16 protein-coding genes are annotated in these 16049 nt (G+C 69.4%); 7 read left to right on the top strand and 9 right to left on the bottom strand.

Going from position 1 to position 16049, the window contains the following annotated elements; translation table 11 throughout:
• Window positions 1–42 precede the first annotated feature (42 nt).
• Complete coding sequence (locus tag AB0E02_RS03165) at window positions 43–645, top strand: TetR/AcrR family transcriptional regulator (protein WP_362135349.1); 603 nt, start codon at window positions 43–45, stop codon at window positions 643–645.
• 22 nt (window positions 646–667) lie between these two features.
• Here the strand turns inward: AB0E02_RS03165 and AB0E02_RS03160 are convergent, their stop codons facing one another.
• The 3 genes from AB0E02_RS03160 to AB0E02_RS03150 form a co-directional block, all read right to left on the bottom strand.
• Window positions 668–835, bottom strand: a complete 168-nt coding sequence (locus tag AB0E02_RS03160) for a hypothetical protein (RefSeq protein ID WP_362135347.1) — start codon at window positions 833–835, stop codon at window positions 668–670.
• A gap of 272 nt (window positions 836–1107) precedes the next feature.
• Window positions 1108–1650 (bottom strand): DUF4232 domain-containing protein, encoded by a 543-nt coding sequence (locus tag AB0E02_RS03155; RefSeq protein ID WP_362135345.1) that lies wholly within the window; start codon window positions 1648–1650, stop codon window positions 1108–1110.
• Window positions 1651–1930: 280 nt separating this feature from the next.
• The gene (locus AB0E02_RS03150) at window positions 1931–2506 is read right to left on the bottom strand and encodes a CGNR zinc finger domain-containing protein (RefSeq protein ID WP_362135343.1); all 576 of its coding nucleotides are present in this window, start codon (window positions 2504–2506) and stop codon (window positions 1931–1933) included.
• Between the two features lie 103 nt (window positions 2507–2609).
• Here AB0E02_RS03150 and AB0E02_RS03145 point away from each other — a divergent pair, with 103 nt between their 5' ends.
• Together AB0E02_RS03145 and AB0E02_RS03140 are read left to right on the top strand one after the other, a co-directional pair.
• Window positions 2610–3782 carry an epoxide hydrolase gene (locus AB0E02_RS03145; protein ID WP_362135341.1) on the top strand — a complete coding sequence of 391 codons (1173 nt, stop codon included), beginning with the start codon at window positions 2610–2612 and terminating at the stop codon, window positions 3780–3782.
• A gap of 446 nt (window positions 3783–4228) precedes the next feature.
• Complete coding sequence (locus AB0E02_RS03140) at window positions 4229–5671, top strand: cellulase family glycosylhydrolase (RefSeq protein WP_362135339.1); 1443 nt, start codon at window positions 4229–4231, stop codon at window positions 5669–5671.
• A 139-nt stretch (window positions 5672–5810) separates the two neighbouring features.
• Here the strand turns inward: AB0E02_RS03140 and AB0E02_RS03135 are convergent, their stop codons facing one another.
• The 3 genes from AB0E02_RS03135 to AB0E02_RS03125 form a co-directional block, all read right to left on the bottom strand.
• The gene (locus tag AB0E02_RS03135) at window positions 5811–6473 is read right to left on the bottom strand and encodes a hypothetical protein (protein ID WP_362135337.1); all 663 of its coding nucleotides are present in this window, start codon (window positions 6471–6473) and stop codon (window positions 5811–5813) included.
• A 133-nt stretch (window positions 6474–6606) separates the two neighbouring features.
• Window positions 6607–7863, bottom strand: a complete 1257-nt coding sequence (locus AB0E02_RS03130; protein WP_362135335.1) for an FAD-dependent monooxygenase — start codon at window positions 7861–7863, stop codon at window positions 6607–6609.
• Window positions 7864–8721, bottom strand: coding sequence for an alpha/beta hydrolase (locus tag AB0E02_RS03125; protein ID WP_362135334.1), 858 nt, complete (start codon window positions 8719–8721; stop codon window positions 7864–7866).
• 77 nt (window positions 8722–8798) lie between these two features.
• Here AB0E02_RS03125 and AB0E02_RS03120 point away from each other — a divergent pair, with 77 nt between their 5' ends.
• Window positions 8799–9701 carry a helix-turn-helix domain-containing protein gene (locus tag AB0E02_RS03120; protein ID WP_362135332.1) on the top strand — a complete coding sequence of 301 codons (903 nt, stop codon included), beginning with the start codon at window positions 8799–8801 and terminating at the stop codon, window positions 9699–9701.
• 368 nt (window positions 9702–10069) lie between these two features.
• Window positions 10070–11176 (top strand): DUF5954 family protein, encoded by a 1107-nt coding sequence (locus AB0E02_RS03115; protein ID WP_362135330.1) that lies wholly within the window; start codon window positions 10070–10072, stop codon window positions 11174–11176.
• A 311-nt stretch (window positions 11177–11487) separates the two neighbouring features.
• On the opposite strand, the gene AB0E02_RS03110 is transcribed toward AB0E02_RS03115, so the two are convergent.
• Entirely contained in the window at window positions 11488–12423 is a 936-nt protein-coding gene (locus AB0E02_RS03110; protein ID WP_362135328.1) for a MerR family transcriptional regulator, read from the bottom strand.
• A gap of 130 nt (window positions 12424–12553) precedes the next feature.
• On the opposite strand from AB0E02_RS03110, the gene AB0E02_RS03105 reads away from it, so the two are divergent.
• Window positions 12554–12934 carry a peptidase inhibitor family I36 protein gene (locus AB0E02_RS03105; protein ID WP_362135326.1) on the top strand — a complete coding sequence of 127 codons (381 nt, stop codon included), beginning with the start codon at window positions 12554–12556 and terminating at the stop codon, window positions 12932–12934.
• A gap of 118 nt (window positions 12935–13052) precedes the next feature.
• Complete coding sequence (locus AB0E02_RS03100) at window positions 13053–13922, top strand: hypothetical protein (protein WP_362135324.1); 870 nt, start codon at window positions 13053–13055, stop codon at window positions 13920–13922.
• A gap of 181 nt (window positions 13923–14103) precedes the next feature.
• On the opposite strand, the gene AB0E02_RS03095 is transcribed toward AB0E02_RS03100, so the two are convergent.
• Together AB0E02_RS03095 and AB0E02_RS03090 are read right to left on the bottom strand one after the other, a co-directional pair.
• Window positions 14104–15201, bottom strand: coding sequence for a chemotaxis protein (locus tag AB0E02_RS03095; protein ID WP_362135322.1), 1098 nt, complete (start codon window positions 15199–15201; stop codon window positions 14104–14106).
• Window positions 15202–15514: 313 nt separating this feature from the next.
• A complete protein-coding gene (locus AB0E02_RS03090) occupies window positions 15515–15832 on the bottom strand; it encodes a hypothetical protein (RefSeq protein ID WP_362135320.1) in 318 nt (105 codons plus the stop codon).
• Window positions 15833–16049: the final 217 nt, after the last annotated feature.

Raw genomic sequence — 16049 nt, 5'->3', positions numbered from 1 at the left:
GGGCAAGAATGTCAGCAGATTGACGCACGAGAGGATCTGCGAGTGCCGACTGGGGTGCACCTTCGCGACGCGCGACAGCAGCTGTTCGACGCCGCCGAACGCATACTTCTGCGAGACGGGCCGAACGCGCTGACCAGCCGGGCCGTCACCGACGAGGCGGGCTGCGCCAAAGGCGTCCTGCATCGGCACTTCACCGACTTCGACGCCTTCCTCACCGACCTGGTGCTCGACCGGGCCGCGCAACTTGAGACGCACGCGAGTGCGCTGCGCGAGGCCGTCGGCACCGGCACGGTGGCCGACAACCTCACCACCGCGCTGACCACCCTGTTCGGACCGGTTCCGGTGGCCATCATCCCGCTCATCACCTTCCGGGACGAGCTACGCGCACGGCTGCGCCAAGCCAGGCCCGGCGGCGGCATCGCGATCCTCGCCCAGGCCACGACTGCGATCTCTGCCTATCTGACCGCCGAGCGTGAACAGGGCCGCATCGCGGCCGACGCCGACATCGACTCCCTCACCCTCTCCCTGGTCGGCGGCGGGCATCTCCTGTTCGCAGACCGCGACCCCGGCCCGCCGACCACGACAGCCGTCAACAAGCTCGTGACAGCGGTCATCGCCGATGCCGTCCAACGACGACCGGCCTAAAGGCCGTCTGGTGACTCTGTGATCAGCCTTGAGTGAGGGCGAGGTTGTGCATGGGGGCGACGCTGCTGGCACGGACAGTTACCTGGCCGCAGGCATCCGCGATGCCTGACTCGGCGAAGGCAGCGCAGTCATTGCGGTTGCCCGGCTCGGCCAGTGCGCCCAGCACCTCGCCGGCGGCGGCCCTCAGCACCCCACATCTCCTCGCCCCTTGGCGGGCCGCAATCCCACGCCGCTGCCGCAGCGTTGCGCAGTCCTCCTGTCCCGCGCCATCCAAATCGAGGCGATTGACAGCGAACGTTGTCGCTCGGGGTGCCGGAAACACAACATCCAGGGCCCTGGCGAGAAGGCCGGGGACCTGCCGCATGTCCGAGGTGGCCACCGCATTTGCCGGATGCTTCAACTCATTCCGGGAGTACTGCAATAGCCATCAGCTGAAGGGAAGCTCAAAGGCTGTCCAGTCGCTTACCGCCCGACCGGGTTGAGGTAGGTGCCCGGGTGGGTGGCGCCGTCCTGCTTGAGGATCTGGCCGCCGAACGGCCACTTCAGGGTGAAGTGCGCGGTCTCGTTCGGCGGTGTGACCAGGAACTTCGCCGGAACGAACTTCTCCTTCTGCGGCGTGGACCTGGCCACCGGGAGCAGGGTGATGCTGAAGTCCACAGTGTCCCCCTGCTCCATGATCATCTTTTCGGGCTTCTTGGAGGAGCGCGCCAGCGACCAGGTGCCGTCGGTCCCCTGAGCGCCGATCATGTCGACACCGGCGAAGCCGGACAGGGTGCAGGTGCGCTTGCTCTGGTTGGTGAACCAGATGTACGCCTGGGTCTGCTTCTCGGTCTGCTCCATCTCCGGCCTCGCGTCCTCCCCCGTGGCGAAGCCGGCCTTCAGGTCGGAGGTGTGGCAGCGGGTCGGCTCGGCTTTGGCGGGGGCGGCCGAGGCCGGGGTGGCGGTAACGGCAGCGCCGGCGACGACGACGGTCGCGAGGGCCACGGCGGTCAGCTTGCTCTTCATATCGGGTTCCCCTCGAAGGCGAATCGGCACGCGAGGTCAGCGCGCGCCTACACACCTGAAGAGGTGCAATGCCCGGGGAAGGTTCAGTGTGCCGGACCCTTTCCCGACGGTCAGGGAGCGGTCCGGCCAAGCCAGTTCGTGTCCTTGACAGGCGGAGTTGTCGACTGTTGTCGACTGTGAGTTGGCGACCTGGGCGGACTTGCGGCCCATGCGGCGGGAGGCTCGGCGTGCTTCTCGTGGGTCGCCGATCAGTAAACGTCGACGTGTACCGAGGTGACGATCACTCCGCTGATCTAGGGTCTTTGCGCTGGTTGGCGTTGAAGCGCGCTTTCTTCTGACGATTCCCGCACGTGTTCATGTCACACCACTTGCGGGTGCGACTTTGACTGGTGTCGAAGAAGGCGGCTCGGCAGGTTGGTGACGCACACAAGGCCAATTTTCCGTCTCGTTCGCCCGCGATGATGCTGATCGCGTCGGCGGCGATCACGCCGAGGGCATCTTCCACGCGGGAAGCCGAGCTGAGCCGCCACTGCCGCTTGCCCTCGGGCGTCAGGATCGCTGCCGCCCGACCCTGAGCGCTGCAGTCATTGATGACTTGGACAGCAGCTGCAGGGAGAGCGTCCTGGACCGCGGCCGCTGTCGCGGCGGCGTGAATCGACTCCCTCAGTTCCCGAGCGAGGTCGAGCTGGGCAGCGGTGCAGGAGTCCACAGCGAGGCCGCTGACTGTCAGCCAGTCGACGAGTCGCTGCGGCGTGGGAATGCGCTCCACAGCGTTGCCATGCCGCTCCGAGTGAGTCCCCGTGAAGCTGGTCGCCAGCACGGTACCGAGGCGGAAGTCAGGGAATTCAGCACGCATGGAACCAGCTTAGCCGGTTGCGGTGCGGCTCGAAGAACTGCTAGAACCGTCTTAGCCGGTTCACAACAGGTCGTAGCCGGTTCCGCGATGGCCAGGAGGTCTCATGCCCCGTCCAACCGGCGACGTACAAGCATTTGAAGCGCACACAACTGACGCTGACCTCGACGATCTGCGGGCGCGACTGGCCGCGGCGCGACTGCCCGAGGCCGAGACCGTCCATCGCGCCGCGCCCGGCCCCCGCCGATGGGAGCAGGGCGTTCCTCTCGCCGACCTCGTCGATGTCGTGGACTACTGGCGCACCGGGTACAACTGGCGGTCGTTCGAAGCGCGGCTCAACCAGATCGGCCAGTTCCGCACGACCATTGATGATCTGGGAATCCACTTCCTGCACCGCCGGTCCGCGCGCGCGGACGCCACTCCTCTGATCTTGACGCACGGCTGGCCAGGCAGCATTGCCGAGTTCGTCGATGTAGTGGACGAGCTGGCAGATCCGAAGGACACAGACGCGCCGGCGTTCCACGTCGTGGCCCCGTCGCTTCCAGGCTTCGGTTACAGCGACAAGCCGGCCACCACCGGGTGGGGAACCGAAAAGATCGCGGCCGCATGGGTGGAACTCATGGAACGGCTCGGCTACAGCAAGTTCGTAGCCCACGGCGGCGACTGGGGAGGCAATATCACCACGGTCATCGGTGGCAGGTTCCCGGCGCAGGTTCTCGGCATCCACACCACGTTCGCGGAGGGCCCGCCCGGGTTGACGACGGACGGGCTGACGGCGGTCGAACGCAAATGGGCCGAGGAAACCCGCCATTTCTGGCGCCACCGCGCGGCGTACGCGAAGCAGCAGGCGACCCGACCGCAGACCATCGGCTACTCGCTCGTCGACTCACCGGTCGGGCTTCTTGCCTGGATCCTCGACAAGTTCGCCGAGTGGTCGGACACCGAAGACAGCCCGTTCGAGAGGATTTCCAGAGACCGCATTCTCGACGACGTCACCCTGTACTGGCTGACGCGGACCGGCGCCTCGGCGGCCCGCATCTACTACGAAAGCCACAACTCGCTCGACCCCGAACTTCGGGTCGACGTCCCGTCAGCAATCACTATCTATCCCCGCGACGTCGAGAAGTGTCCGCGCGCCTGGGCACAGGAGCGGTACCGGCAGATCGTCCGATGGAGGGAGCCCGAAACCGGGGGACATTTCCCGTCGCTGGAGGTTCCCGAGTATTTCGTCAAAGATCTACAAGAGGGCCTCGCGGCAGTGCTGGCCGCTCATCGGTAAACGCGGCCGGGTGCCGGCACTCGATCACGGTAAGACGAACGCGTATCGGCCAGGACTCGTTGCAGGAGTTCTGGCGGGTATCTGGTCAGGAGCGCAAGACGTCCGAGGTGGGGTTTTGCCGAACCAGTTCGGCGAGCCGGTGAGGAGGGCGTGCAGGTAGGTGGGTGAGGAGGACGTGCAGCTAGGTGGTTTGAGGTGGTTGGCGCGAGCCGGGTGCCGCGAAGAGTTCGAGGAAACCCCCCAGCGAACGCCCAGGCCCTGGCCCTGGCTCTGGCCCAGGCCCTGGGGAAAGGCCGGTAATGACGCCGGGGAATCCTTGAAGAAGGAAGCCCCGCCAGCTTCCGCCAACTTCCCGTGACCCCCTGGGAACTTCACCCTCCCGCCAGTAGCATCCGGCCGGCCAGTAGCACGCCGCCCAAGCAGCCACCCTCGAAAGGGGCTCCGGCATGCGCTTGACCTCCCGCGTCGTCCCCGCCGCCCTCGCCGTGGCCGCCCTCCTGCTCGGCGTCCTCCCCGCGCAGGCCCAGGCCCACCCCGACCGCTCTACCGACCACTCCCCCGGCCGCTCCCCCGACCGGGTCACGGTCGGTGACCGCACCTTCATCGCCGACGGCCAAGGCCGCGCGCTCCAGTGGCGCGGCTTCAACCTCGCCGACAAGAGCAGCCGAGGCACCAACGCGTTCGCCGACATCCACGAGAGCGACCTCAAGGACATGGCCGCCCGGGGCTTCAACCTCGCGCGCCTCGCGTTCTTCTGGGACGACCTCGAACCCGCCCCCGGGCACTACGACCGCAGCTACCTCACCAAGATGCGCCGCATCCTCGACTGGGCCAACCACTACCACATCAAGGTCATCCTCGACGCCCACCAGGACGTATACGGCCCCCACTTCGGCTCCCGCGGCGTCCCCGACTGGGCCACCCGCGACGAGGGGCTACCGTTCGAGCCGATACCCGACGACTGGTTCTCCGAGTACTTCGAGCCATCCGTACAGGCCTCCTTTGACCACCTGTACAAGGACGCCGACCTCCGCGCCGCGCACGCTCGCATGTGGATGACGGTCGCCTCCGCCCTGGGCAGACACCCGGCGCTGCTCGGCTACGACCTGATGAATGAGCCGTTCGCGAAGTTCCTCGAAGGCGAAGACCTCCCCGCCGCCGCGGCCCGCTTCGAGGCCACCGAGCTCACCGAGCTGTGGAACCGCCTTGCCCAGGCGATCCGCCTGGTCGACCACAGGTCGTGGGTCTTCGTCGAACCAACCGTCATCGTCGGCACCGGCGTCCCCACCCAGCTGGGCCACATCAACGACCCGCACGCCGGCTACGCGCCGCACTTCTACGAGACCGCGATGGAATCCGGCGCCGACTACGACCCCAACGGCACCTTCATTCCCGCCTACGAGGCCGCCATCAGCGACTACCCGACCCGTCACCGCATGCCGGTGATCGTGGGGGAATGGGGCGGCAACCCCTACGTTCCGCACGCGAGCCAGTTCGTCACCGACATGACGGCCTCCCTGGACCGCTTCTCCAGTGGCTGGACGTGGTGGCAGTGGTGCCGGGGCGGCGGCTACTGCTTCCTCGACCAGTCGGGCGCCGCGAAGCCCAGCGCCCAGCTGCTCGTCCAGCCCTACGCGCGGGCCGTCGCGGGCGACCCGCTCACGTTCGCCTACGACCCGGCCGCACGCACCTACACGCTCACCTTCCGCACTCGCGACACCGCAGAGGGGCCCACCTGGATCACCGTGCCCAGGGACACGTATCCGCGCGGCTACCGTGTCAATATTCAAGGCAGCAAGGCCAGTTGGGGACACCACGGCCAGACCGTCACCGTGAGCACCCACGGCAGGGCCGGCGCCACCTACAGGGTCACGATCAGCCCGAAGTAGCCCACCGCCCACCCGATTCGCTCGGGAGCTGCGGCCCGCGGCCCCCGCATCAACTCAACTGAAGGCCAGTAGCAGTCGGACGCACATGGACCCCAGCCCCCACCCCGCGACCTGGGGTGGGGGCGGTCCTGTGCGTCCGTCAGGCCCTGGGGATCAGGAGCGACGGCAGCTCGCCGGCCCGGACAGCCGCCGGGTCGACGGACAGTGCGCAGTAGGCGCCCACTGCGGTGAACACAGCCGCAGGGAGCCGTTCCCCGTGCTCCTCGTAGTACACCGCCACTGTGGCTTCGTCCGTGTCCCCCATGTTCGGGAACACTGCGCCCGCTGCGTGGAGTGCCGCGTCCAGGGCGGATGCCTGGCCGGTGTCCTCTCCGAATGCGGCCCGCCAGGCGCGGCCGTCACCCGGTGCGTGGATGACCGTCCTCGGGGGGCTCCACCAGTTCAGCGTCACGCAGACGATCTCCTCGTCCGGGCCGGGCCGCATCGACTCCACCTTTCGGTAGCCGGTGGCCCACGTCGCCATGCCCCAGTCCTCCAGCACGTACACCCAGGCGCCGCTCGTCCCGTACATGACGGCGTTGGCGTGGGGCGACGGCCTGCCTGGCCGTCCCACCGGCACGGCGAGATCCTTGTACGGGGTGCGCTCGGCAAGCTCGTCGAGGTCGGCGCCCAGTGCGATGAGGAACTCGTCCGCGTCGACGCCGCGGGCGCAGGTCAGCGATATCCCGCCGAGCATTCCAGGCAGGGCGGCGGACTTTCCTGTGGTGCTGTGTGTGCCTATCCAGGCGATCCCCTCAGACATGTCCGGCACGCTATCGGTCGGCCCTCACGTGCGCCCCTTGCCATCGTCTTGCCAGCCGGGCGGCCCAATTCCGCAAGCCGGCCCCGCACCAGGGCGGCGGGCCCTCCTCACTCCCCCCGAGCTCACCTCCGGTTCAACCCGCGAAGTCGGCCCCGCCTCGTGATGCGGTGGGCGACGGCGGGTAGTCGTCGACGGTCATGGAATTGTGGAGGCGTGCGCTCTTGGTGGTGAGGCGGAGCAGGGCGCGGCTGGGTCCCGCGGGCAGGGCCGAGATCAGGCGGGCGCCCTGGGCCAGTCCACGCACGCCGAGGCGTGAGGTGGGGATCAGGGTCTTCGCCGCGCTCAGCGCGGCCGCGCGGCTGCCGCGCACGTGCTCCGCCATCGCGCGCTCGTAGGCGGGAAAGGCGAGCTCGTGGTCACCGCCCGCCCGCGCCAGCTCCCCGGCGAGGACGTACGCGCCGACGACGGCCAGGCTGGTGCTACCGCCGACGACCGGGCCGGGGCTGTAGCCCGCGTCGCCGACGAGCGTCACCCTCCCCCGCGACCAGGTGTCCATGCGGAGCTGGGCGATCGAGTCGAAGTAGAACGCCGGGGTGCGGTCGAGCTCGTCCAGCCAGCGGTCCACGTCAGGGTGCATGCCGTCGAACGCACGGCGCAGCAACTCCTTCTGCCGGGACACGTCGTGGGCGTGGTGGTCGAGCTCACGCTCGCTCCGGAACAGGAACAACGCCCGCGCGTCGTCGAGGTGCCGCACGCCGTACATGCCCGCAGTGCGGCCGACGCCGACGTGCATGAGGAGCTCGCCGTCGAGCCCGGAGACATTCGGCAGGGTCAACACCCCGAAGTAGGCCCCGATGGAGGCGCTGAAACGGGACTCGTCGCCGAAGACGAGACGGCGCACGTTGGAGTGCAGCCCGTCCGCGCCGACGACGAGGTCGAAGCGGCGCGGCGCGGCGTTCTCGAACCGCACCTCGCCGTCGGGCGAGATCGCGGTGATCGAGTCGCCGAAGAGGTACTCGGCGTCGTCGCGTGCGGCGTCGTAGTAGATCTCGCTCAGGTCGTCGCGCATGATCTCGACGTGCCGCTCGGAGGTGGCACCGAAGATCTTGGAGAGGTCCACCTGGACGGGTCGCCGTGCCCCCTCCTGATAGACGGTCATTCGGCTGGTGCCGGTGGCTCGCTCCTCGACGCGCCGGAGCACGCCCATTTTCTCCGAGACGTTGATCGCGGGCCGGAACAGGTCGACCGCGTGGCCGCCGGTCTTGCGCGGGGTCGGCGCGCGCTCGACGACGGTGACACAGAAACCGTGCCTGGTGAGCCAGTACGCCAGCACCGGACCGGCGACGCTGGCGCCCGAGACGAGGATCCGCAGGGCACTCCTCCTTGTCATTCAGTCCACCCGTACGGCGTGGAGCGTGGTGAAGGCCAGCAGGGGCGTGGCGGTCCGCGGGGGATCCTCGAGTATGGGTGAGTGTCCGAGACCGGGCAGCAACTCGACTTCCGCACCCGGAACGGCGCGGTAGTCGGCGGCGGATGAGGATCGCCACCTGCGGTCGTCCTCGCCGAAGAGCACCAGTAGCGGCTTGCCGAGGGCCTTCAGACGGTCCGGGAGTGCCTGCTGCTCCAGGTAGTCGCGGGTGGCCCGCATCGTTGCGGTGAACGTGTGGTGGGTCATGCGGCGTACGTCGTCCAGGAGTTCTGGCGGCATCTGGTAGCCCGCGCGGCTGAAAGCGGTGCTCGCGAAGCGGCGGATCTGCTCGTCGGTCGGCGGCCACTGCGCGAGTCCGGCGGGGGCGGACTGCGGGGCGATGAAGGCGTCCAGGCTGGGTCCGGTGTTGAGGAGCGCGAGCGCGGTCACCAGGTCTGGTCGCTGTTCGGCGACGGCGGTGGCGACCACGCCGCCGCTGGAATGACCGACGACCACGGCGCGTTCGACGCCGAGCCGGTCCAGTACCACGCCGGCCCGGCGTGCCTGGTCCGGAAGCGCGTAGCTGCGGTCGGCCGGTTTGGCCGACCGGCCGTGCCCGAGCAGGTCGATCCGGATGACGCGGTGAGACGTGGTCAGCAGTGGAACCAGTGGCTCCCATGAGCGGGTCGAGGATGCGGACCCGTGGATGAGCAGGAGTGCGGGGGCGTCGCGGGGGCCGTCCTGGCACACGTGGAGGTCGCCGACGTCCAGCGACAGGGTGGAGCTCTCGGTGGCCTCGGCGCCGCCCTTCACGTGCGGTCCGCCATCAGAAACAGTCATGAGCCCACTGTCGCCGCGGACCCCCGTCGGCGGATTGGATAAATGTTCCCCTCATCCGGCTCACGTAGCATGGCGCGGTGCGGACTTTCATGCACGGTGCGGCTGTGTGGGACGTCGCCTGCCCGCAGCGGCCCAGCAGGGTGGCCGGTCTCACCATGGCCGGGTTCCGTGTCCGTAACCTGCCGGCGCTCCGGATGATCCCGCACCCGGCCGTGACGCTGCTCCTGGAGTTCGGCGCCGGCTCGCCCGTCCTTGACTGTGCCGCCGGGCAGCAGCAGGGAAGCCTCGTCGCCGGGCCCGGGCTGGGAGCCGGAGGCGCGGTCCGGGCCCGGGGAGAGAACCTCGAATGCGTGCAGGTGCGCCTGTCCCCGGTGATCGCACGCGCGGTTCTGGGCGTCTCCCCCACCGACCTCGACGGCGCCGTCGTCTCCCTGGGCGACCTGTGGGGCCGGGAGGTGTCCCGGATCTGCGAGCAACTGGGCGAGGTCTCGTCGTGGCAGGCGCGCTTCGCGTTGACGGATGCGCTGCTCGCCCGCCGGCATGAGGCGGGGCCGCTGGTGGACCCGGAGGTGGCCTGGGCCTGGCGCCGGATCGTCGGCAGCCGTGGCCTGGCCCGGGTCGACGGACTCGCGGCCGAGGTCGGATGGAGCCGTAAGCGCCTGTGGTCCCGGTTCCGGTCGCAGCTCGGTGTGCCGCCCAAGCGTGCTGTGAAGCTGGTCCGCTTCGACCATGCCGCCCACCGCCTGGTCGCGGGTCAAGGCGCGGCCCACGTCGCGGCCGACGCCGGCTACGCCGACCAGCCCCACCTGCATCGGGACATCATGGCGTTCACCGGGGCAACCCCCGCGACGGTGGCCGGCGAGCCGTTTCTCGCGGTTGACGACCTCGCGTGGCCCGACCGTGGAACGCTCACCGGGCCGCACGTCCCCAGCGGTGCCCGGCTCGGTCGCCGGCCGGAGGTGCGACGGCTACCGCTGTGAACGTCGCCGCGGTCGCCTGCGCTGGGCGGTCCGGTGGCGCTCAGCGGTAAAGGGCGCCGACCGTACCGGTCGCACCGCGACGTACCGACCGCGAAGACTCGTCCAGTGCTGTGACCATATGGGTTGGCCGGGTTGGTGCTCGTGGCGGATTGAGGTGCGGGCACGTCCATTCCGGCCGCTGGAGGTGCGATGACGTCCATTCCGACCGCTGTCGGCGCGGTGGAGACGATCGCGAAAGTCCGTCCCGACGCCGCGAGTTGCTCTTGCCACCCCTCCCCGCTCGCGCCCCCATAGCGTGTGAAGTCCGCGAAAAGGCAGGAATCAGGAAATGCAGGAGGGCGATGTGCCGTGGTCGGCAGGATAGGGGCATGGACCAGGAAGAGATGGGGTCGGGCGGGGCGTGGCCGGTGGTGGTGCGGTTTCCTGTAGAACCGGTGGAGGCCGCTGTGGAGGCGGACGCGATGGACGCCGTGGTGCAGGTCGACACGCTGGCGGTGCGCGGCCCGCTGTTCGGGGTGGCAGCGCAGAGTGTGGAGCAGCGACCGCAGTGGCAGGTGGTGATCGCAGTGACTGCCGGCTGTCCGCAGACGGCGCGTGACAGTCTGAACTCGCTGCTGTGGTTCCGGGCGAAGGACGATGCCCAGGACAGGACGGAACGGCGTGCTCTGCTGGCGGCGGTCGCCCGGTTGGAGCGCGAACGCGTCGACGAACTCACCGTGCTCGGGACCCGCTATCGGATCGTGCGTGCCGAGGAGTACGCAGGCATGGACGCGGACGGCATCGAGCAGCCGCGCCCGACGGATCCGGAGCCGGTCAGGCCCGACTGGGCACGCAGCACCATCGAGGCGCCGATCGATGACGGGCTGCTCCTGGACCCCGACGCCCCCATCACCCCAGCACAAGCCGCGGAGCGCCTGGCGCTGCGCACCTTGGCCTACACCGGTTCCCGGTTCCCCCACGACGTACGCAGTGACTCGCAGCGGGCGGTGGACACCCATCCCGACGTCTTACTGCTGCCTGCGACGTTCGCGGTGGTGGAGCAGGCCGCGGGTGGTGGGTGGATGTCGGCCAGCGCCCTGCACGGCAGTGCGCACGAGGCCCGTAAGACACTGGACTTTTCCCTGACATGGTGGGAGCCACGCAGACGGGGTTTCGTCCCGGTGGGCGCTCACAGGGATGTCGACGCACGTACCCTGGTCGCCGAAGGTGTCGACCCTGCGGCCTCGGAGCTGGCCCCCTACGCCGAGGCCGCCGACCAGCTCCGCGCCGGCCGGGTCAACGAGCTTGAGGTCGAGGGCACCGTCTACCGGATCGGCCGCACCCGCCGCCTGCTGCGCTGGGGTCCCGACGGCCCCGAAGGGCCCCGCCCGTCCGACATCAACAGGCACGGCCCTGAGCGCATCCACCCGGTGCTCGACGAGGACGGCAACATCCTTCCCGAGGACGAAGACGACGAGGCCGAGTCTTCGATCTAACACGTCCACCGCCTGCCTGACAGCGAACGGACACCCGGCGCGGCGCAGGCGTAGTTGGCCTCGGGGTAACGGGTGGCTACCCGCTGCCGCCCGGGTGACTGTGGCGTTCGGCTGTGCGGGAGGCGCTCGGACCTCACGGTCTTCCGCACTGTCGGCCGCCGCCAGTCCCAAGTGCCGCCACTTTGCGGCAGGGCTGTCGTCCGTGCGTGCTGTGCCCGCCCGCTCAGCAGCCCGGTCAGCCACCGGTGACATGCATCTTCGACCCGCTCAGTTGCGCCGCTGTAGCTGTCCGCCCGGTGGCACTACGAAGACTACGAAGACGTGGTGGGGCGGCGTTGTCGCGCTGGTGCCGGTGCGGCTTGTTGCCGCGATGCGAGGGCTTCGACCAGCCAGCAATGCGTGATCCCCAGGTTGGGTCGCCGAGCGGCCGAGATCGTGGCGACGTGTTGCCAGTAACGGCGAAAGAGGGGGATGGTGCTGTGCAGCTGCGCGCCCATGAAGGTGCGGAATCCGGGTGTGTCGTCCTCGCCACGGGAGCGGGCACAGGCTCGGGAGAAGTGGTCCAGGGCCTCTCCGGGCTGGGGTGGCAGGCCGTCGGCGACCGTGTCGGCGGCGAGCTCGGAGGTGTCGAGGAGTTCTGCGTACAGCGACGCCTTGTCGCGCACGTTGGGGCAGGCCCAGTAGGTGGGGAAGTCCTGGTGCCGGGTGAGTGTGTGGAGTTCGGCGTAGGCCAGGACCACATCCGCGGTGGGGTTCTCCGGCGGGTCCGGAACGGCCTGCGCGGTGATGGCATCGGCAAGGCGCGCCGGCACGGCGGTGGGGATCGTCTGCCCCCATGCCCCTGCGAGCCGGTCTTGGGCTTCCGGCAGACGCTGAACCTGGGACAACACCTCCAATCGACGGAGCCGCTCCTGTGCGGAGCAGTTGTCCAGTGCCTCCAAGGTCGCCTGGCGCCAGTGGAGTTCGGTTAATCGGCTCCGCACCAGGCCCATCTCGTCGGCGATGAGGTCGCCGAGGCTGCGTTCGCCGGATGCCAGCTGGGTGATGGTGGAGATGGGGGTGTCCAGCGTGCGCAGCCGCTGGACCAGGCGCAGTTGTTCCAACGCCTCCGGTCCGTAGCGGCGGTGGCCCCCAGCGCTTCGCTCAGCGACGGGCAACAGGCCGACGTCGGAGTAGTACCGGACCGTCTTCACCGGCAGCCCGGTGTGCGCCGCCAGCTGCCCAATGGTCCATGTGACCTCACTCACAGCTACTTGAACCTCCAGTGCACGGGAGCTCTTAGCGTACGAAGTGCCGGTCGGGCACGACCGCCGGAACCGGCCAACGCTCAGCCATCTCAGGTGCTTCACCTGAGAACTGACCAGAGGAGAACACCTCATGCGTATGCGTCACATCGTCGCCGCGGGTGCCGCCGCGACCGCACTCTCGCTCGGTGCCGCGCTGCCGGCCTTCGCCGACGGTCACGCCCCGGTCGCCGCCGACCAGGCGGCCGCCGCGAAGCGGAAGGTCAAGGTCTACCAGGACGCCAAGTACAAGAACAGGAACACGACCTTCACCGAAAACATGCGGAACCTGAAGAAGGACGGCTGGAACGACACCATCAGCTCCGCCAAGAACCTGGGCAACCGCACGGTCACGTTCTACCAGCACAAGAACTACGAGGGCGCCCGCTTCTCCCTGGCACCGGGCGAGAAGGAGCCCCACTTCGGCGACCACCCCGGCATGAGCGACGCGACGAGCTCCGTCAAGTTCCGCTGACAGCGAGTCCGTCAGCAACGCCCTGCTGACGGGCGGGGTGCGGCTACGGGGGGCCGCACCCCGCCCCGCCTGTCACCCCGCTCAACGCGCACCGCGCACCGCACGACGAGAGGCCACCATGTCGCCCTCCCGCGCCCGGGCCACCACCGCGCTCGCACTGCTGCTCCTGGCCACCACCGCCTGCACCGCCGCGGAGCACGAATCCACGCCCGCCTCGCACCCACTGCCGGTGGCCCGGCAGGCCAAGCAGCTCCAGCTGCCACTGGACGCCTATGCATCGACCGTGGCCGAGACCCATGTCATGGAAGACGCACAGGACCTCCTCATGCGCCGGTGCATGAACGACCGGGGCATGGAGTGGAAGCTCCTGCCCCCGGTAGCCGCCCGGGACATCGAGTCGCAGAACGTCGGCCGATACGGAGCCGACGAGTCGGCAGCTGCCCGCTACGGATACCACCCGCGCCCCGATCCGCCGTCGGTGGTACGGCGCAACCGGGCGTGGGACGAGCGCGAGGCTCTCCCCGCCGAGGTGCGGCGCGCGGCCTACGGGACCGCCGGCAAGGGCGGCTGCCTCAAGACCGCCCAGCACCAACTCGTCGGCGCCAGACCGCCACCCGACTATCACGCCTTCAACCAGCTGACCGGCACCGCCCTGGAAGCCTCCCGGCGGACCCCCGAAGTACGCGACGCCCTGCGCACCTGGCACGCATGCATGGCGAAGGCGGGCTTCGACTACCCGGACCCCTTTGCCGCCGCCGACAGCGAGCGCTGGGAGACGACCGAGCCCACGGTGGCCGAACGCGCCACCGCCCGCACGGACGTGGCCTGCCAGAAGTCGGCCAAGCTGGTGACGGTATGGGCAGCGGCCGAAACCCACATCCAACACCGTCTGATTCAGCAGAACTCCGACCGCCTGCACGAGGCGAAAGCCCGCAAGGACCGCTGGCTGGCAGCCGCCCGCCGCGTCCTGGAGCGTGCGGGCGACTGAGGCAGGGGCCAAGGCCCGTCGCCGGCACCCCCGCCGCCCGCGGGCCACCAAGACCCCCCACCCACCTGAAACACCCCACACGCCAGACACCGAAAGAGAAGCAGGCTTTCGCCGGCGTCGGCGGGCGTTCCCGCGTCGAGCGATCAGGTCCAGGCGGGCTTTCGGCGCCCCTGCCGGTTGGTCAGTAGCGAAGGGCGGCGGCGACGTGGCCGGTCTGGGAGAGGGTGTCGTCGGGGACGAAGGTGACCTGAGCGCCGGTGTCGAGGGAACGCTCGATCACCTCGTCGACGATGTCCTCGCGGGCTCCGGGCTCGTCGGCCTCGGCGGGGACGAGGTGCTCACCATCGGCGCGGACGATGGCGCGGAACTGCTCCTCGACGACCAGGTGGGTGATCCGGCCGTCCCCCGCGGCCTGCCAGACCTCGTCCAGACCGGCGGCGTACTCCTGGCGGCCACGGGCTGCGTCGAGCCGGGCGAGGGCATCGTCGATCTCGCGGTCGGCTTGGGCGCGCAGGGCAGGCGCGACCACCTGGCGGACGGTCTCGGCATCGGCCCCGGCGAGGCCGCCGTGCCGGATCTGCTCGGTCGCCTCCTTGGCGATGGATCCGACGGCGTCCAGCAGGGCGAGCGCGCTGGCCTCGCCGACCACGTAGAGCGGGCGGCGGTCGGTGGCGAGGACCTTGCCGATCTCGGTGTCGGCCTGGCGCAGGAAGGTCTTGGTCTCCTCGTCGCTGAAGGTGCTGGGCGTGCCGCCGGTGCGTTCCTGCCGTTGGGGGTCCGGCGCGTCGGGGGTGCGCACCAGTGGGAAGCCATGGCCGGCCTCTTCGGTGACTCGCTCCTGGTTGCCGCCCCACAGCACGACCCGGTCGGCGGCGATCGCGAGCACCCAACAGGGGCGCTCGGCAGCCTGGGCGGCGACCAGGTTGCGGGTGAGGAAGGTGTCGGACAGGACCACCCGCGCGGGGGCAGTACGCCCGAATGACCAGACCTGGTGCTCGCCGGGTGCGGCGAGGATCGCCAGGCCGTCCTCGGCGTGCACCAGGTCGACCTCAGACAGGCCCCGGTCGAGCTGCTCCAGCACGTCGATCCGATCGGCGCGGGAGACCGCGGGGTCGGCCTGGATTCTTTCCTTCGCCTCGGCCAGCAGTTTGCGCAGCCGGACCGGATCGTTGGCGTTGTCCGGCTCCCGGCGGTGCGTGGGCATCAGGATGGAGACCGCCGGATAGCGCCGAGGCCGACGCAGCTCGGCGAGGACGGTGGGGCTGAGGGCGTGGCGCACGGAGACCCTTCCCGAAGGCGGTCCCGCCTTCTCTGTGTGTACCCACGAAGTCTGCCACTTGTCTTGAATGCCGCAAATGCGACTGCTGCCGTAAGAGCACACACGGGAGGTCCTGCGCCCGCCAAAAGGGGCAGGTCAGGAAGGTCCGCCGGATGAGCTGGGCGGCCTCGCGCAGCCGCTTGTCGCAGCCGGGCTGCTGCGGCAGGTAGGGGAACACGTGCTCCAGTTGGGTGCGGGCGTACCGCAGCCATCGCGCCTCGGAGGCGCACCCGAGCATGGCTCGCATCATCGCCGGGGAAACCAGGAGACCCGATCACGGTCCGGAGCTGGCGGCAGCGCTCGGATTGGTCGTGTCGAAGGAGACCCAGTCCGCACCCGGGTCGAAGTAGAAGGCGCCGGAATACGTCCCGCCCGTCACCTGACGGTCGAAGGACTCGCTCCGGACCCACCTGGCGCTCCTGGGCATGAACCGCACGAACTCTTCCGGCAGTTGGCGCGGCAACGCAGGCTGAAAACCCCGCTCCGATGCCCCCACAATGGCCGCGACGCCACCCGCTCTCAGCCGGGCGAAGCCCACCACACGGACATCAGTGGGGGCCGGAACGGACACCTTCGAATCGGTGCCCAGCACGACACCAAGCCAATGTGTGTCGGAGAGCGGGCCGAGCGCGGCGAACCGACGTTCCAGCGGTTCAGGGTCCGTACGGACTCCGTTGTCCTCTCTGCGTTTCGCCGGGGACGTACACACCGCGAGTACCACGTCGCACCCGCGCGCCGGCTCACCACTGCCCGTGAACGTGGCGTCAGCGAGCGGGTGGACGTGGACTTGGCCTCCTCCAAGCGAGGCG

This window comes from Streptomyces sp. NPDC048196, assembly GCF_040652715.1.
In the GTDB taxonomy this organism is placed as follows: domain Bacteria; phylum Actinomycetota; class Actinomycetes; order Streptomycetales; family Streptomycetaceae; genus Streptomyces; species Streptomyces siderophoricus.
Note: the sequence above shows the minus strand (reverse complement) of the source record. Positions and strands in the feature narration are given on the sequence as shown.